Origin of the sequence: Streptomyces sp. NPDC047022 (assembly GCF_040644155.1) — a bacterium.
Classification (GTDB): Bacteria; Actinomycetota; Actinomycetes; order Streptomycetales; family Streptomycetaceae; genus Streptomyces.
This window is the reverse complement of sequence record NZ_JBEYVV010000075.1, coordinates 1,884-5,137: the sequence shown is the minus strand read 5'-3', so window position 1 is coordinate 5,137 and position 3,254 is coordinate 1,884. Positions and strand designations below refer to the sequence as shown.

Sequence of the window (3,254 nt, the reverse complement as noted above, 5' to 3'; positions counted from 1 at the left end):
AACACAGTGGACGCGAGCAACTGAGGACAAGCCCTCGGCCTATTAGTACCAGTCACCTCCACCCGTCACCGGGCTTCCAGATCTGGCCTATCAACCCAGTCGTCTACTGGGAGCCTTACCCCATCAAGTGGGTGGGAGTCCTCATCTCGAAGCAGGCTTCCCGCTTAGATGCTTTCAGCGGTTATCCCTCCCGAACGTAGCCAACCAGCCATGCCCTTGGCAGGACAACTGGCACACCAGAGGTTCGTCCGTCCCGGTCCTCTCGTACTAGGGACAGCCCTTCTCAAGACTCCTACGCGCACAGCGGATAGGGACCGAACTGTCTCACGACGTTCTAAACCCAGCTCGCGTACCGCTTTAATGGGCGAACAGCCCAACCCTTGGGACCGACTCCAGCCCCAGGATGCGACGAGCCGACATCGAGGTGCCAAACCATCCCGTCGATATGGACTCTTGGGGAAGATCAGCCTGTTATCCCCGGGGTACCTTTTATCCGTTGAGCGACGGCGCTTCCACAAGCCACCGCCGGATCACTAGTCCCGACTTTCGTCCCTGCTCGACCCGTCGGTCTCACAGTCAAGCTCCCTTGTGCACTTACACTCAACACCTGATTGCCAACCAGGCTGAGGGAACCTTTGGGCGCCTCCGTTACTCTTTAGGAGGCAACCGCCCCAGTTAAACTACCCATCAGACACTGTCCCCGATCCGGATCACGGACCCGGGTTAGACATCCAGCACGACCAGACTGGTATTTCAACGACGACTCACCGCGAACTGGCGTCCGCGTTTCAAAGTCTCCCAGCTATCCTACACAAGCCGAACCGAACACCAATATCAAACTGTAGTAAAGGTCCCGGGGTCTTTCCGTCCTGCTGCGCGAAACGAGCATCTTTACTCGTAGTGCAATTTCACCGGGCCTATGGTTGAGACAGTCGAGAAGTCGTTACGCCATTCGTGCAGGTCGGAACTTACCCGACAAGGAATTTCGCTACCTTAGGATGGTTATAGTTACCACCGCCGTTTACTGGCGCTTAAGTTCTCAGCTTCGCCCACCCGAAAGTGAGCTAACCGGTCCCCTTAACGTTCCAGCACCGGGCAGGCGTCAGTCCGTATACATCGCCTTACGGCTTCGCACGGACCTGTGTTTTTAGTAAACAGTCGCTTCTCGCTGGTCTCTGCGGCCACCCCCAGCTCGGAGTGCAAGACTCGTCACCAGGCGTGGCCCCCCTTCTCCCGAAGTTACGGGGGCATTTTGCCGAGTTCCTTAACCATAGTTCACCCGAACGCCTCGGTATTCTCTACCAGACCACCTGAGTCGGTTTAGGGTACGGGCCGCCATGAAACTCGCTAGAGGCTTTTCTCGACAGCATAGGATCATCCACTTCGCCACAATCGGCTCGGCATCAGGTCTCAGACACAAGGTGCGCGGATTTACCTACACACCGTCCTACACCCTTACCCCGGGACAACCACCGCCCGGGATGGACTACCTTCCTGCGTCACCCCATCACTCACCTACTAACCGCTTGGTCCGGCGGCTCCACCACTCCCCTCAACTCCGAAGAGATCAGGGCGGCTTCACGGCCTTAGCATCACGATGCTCGATGTTTGACGCTTCACAGCGGGTACCGGAATATCAACCGGTTATCCATCGACTACGCCTGTCGGCCTCGCCTTAGGTCCCGACTTACCCTGGGCAGATCAGCTTGACCCAGGAACCCTTAGTCAATCGGCGCACACGTTTCTCACGTGTGAATCGCTACTCATGCCTGCATTCTCACTCGTCAACCGTCCACGACTACCTTCCAGTGCCGCTTCACCCGGCAGACGACGCTCCCCTACCCATCACAGCACCCGTTGGGGCTATAGCTGCAATGACACGACTTCGGCGGTACGCTTGAGCCCCGCTACATTGTCGGCGCGGAATCACTAGACCAGTGAGCTATTACGCACTCTTTCAAGGGTGGCTGCTTCTAAGCCAACCTCCTGGTTGTCTGTGCGACTCCACATCCTTTCCCACTTAGCGTACGCTTAGGGGCCTTAGTCGATGCTCTGGGCTGTTTCCCTCTCGACCATGGAGCTTATCCCCCACAGTCTCACTGCCGCGCTCTCACTTACCGGCATTCGGAGTTTGGCTAAGGTCAGTAACCCGGTAGGGCCCATCGCCTATCCAGTGCTCTACCTCCGGCAAGAAACACACGACGCTGCACCTAAATGCATTTCGGGGAGAACCAGCTATCACGGAGTTTGATTGGCCTTTCACCCCTAACCACAGGTCATCCCCCAGGTTTTCAACCCTGGTGGGTTCGGTCCTCCACGAAGTCTTACCTCCGCTTCAACCTGCCCATGGCTAGATCACTCCGCTTCGGGTCTTGAGCGTGCTACTCCACCGCCCTGTTCGGACTCGCTTTCGCTACGGCTACCCCACACGGGTTAACCTCGCAACACACCGCAAACTCGCAGGCTCATTCTTCAAAAGGCACGCAGTCACGAGAGTGTGCAAGCACACTCCGACGCTCCCACGGCTTGTAGGCACACGGTTTCAGGTACTATTTCACTCCCCTCCCGGGGTACTTTTCACCATTCCCTCACGGTACTATCCGCTATCGGTCACCAGGGAATATTTAGGCTTAGCGGGTGGTCCCGCCAGATTCACACGGGATTTCTCGGGCCCCGTGCTACTTGGGTGTCTCTCAAACGAGCCGCTGACGTTTCAGCTACGGGGGTCTTACCCTCTACGCCGGACCTTTCGCATGTCCTTCGCCTACATCAACGGTTTCTGACTCGTCCCACGGCCGGCAGACCGTGGAAGAGAGATCCCACAACCCCCACGACGCAACCCCTGCCGGGTCTCACACGTCGTAGGTTTGGCCTCATCCGGTTTCGCTCGCCACTACTCCCGGAATCACGGTTGTTTTCTCTTCCTGCGGGTACTGAGATGTTTCACTTCCCCGCGTTCCCTCCACACTGCCTATGTGTTCAGCAGCGGGTGACAGCCCATGACGACTGCCGGGTTTCCCCATTCGGAAACCCCCGGATCAAAGCCTGGTTGACGACTCCCCGGGGACTATCGTGGCCTCCCACGTCCTTCATCGGTTCCTGGTGCCAAGGCATCCACCGTGCGCCCTTAAAAACTTGGCCACAGATGCTCGCGTCCACTGTGCAGTTCTCAAACAACGACCAACCACCCATCACCCCGAACCAACAGGTCCGAGTTCACTGGGGCCGGCACCGAAGGACGACCTCACGGCCGT

Annotated in this window: 1 rRNA gene; it reads right to left on the bottom strand. The window is 57.7% G+C overall.

Annotation, left to right across the window (positions count from 1 at the left end):
- Positions 1-22: 22 nt before the first annotated feature.
- Positions 23-3,141, bottom strand: a 23S ribosomal RNA gene (locus ABZ845_RS31670).
- Positions 3,142-3,254 lie beyond the last annotated feature (113 nt).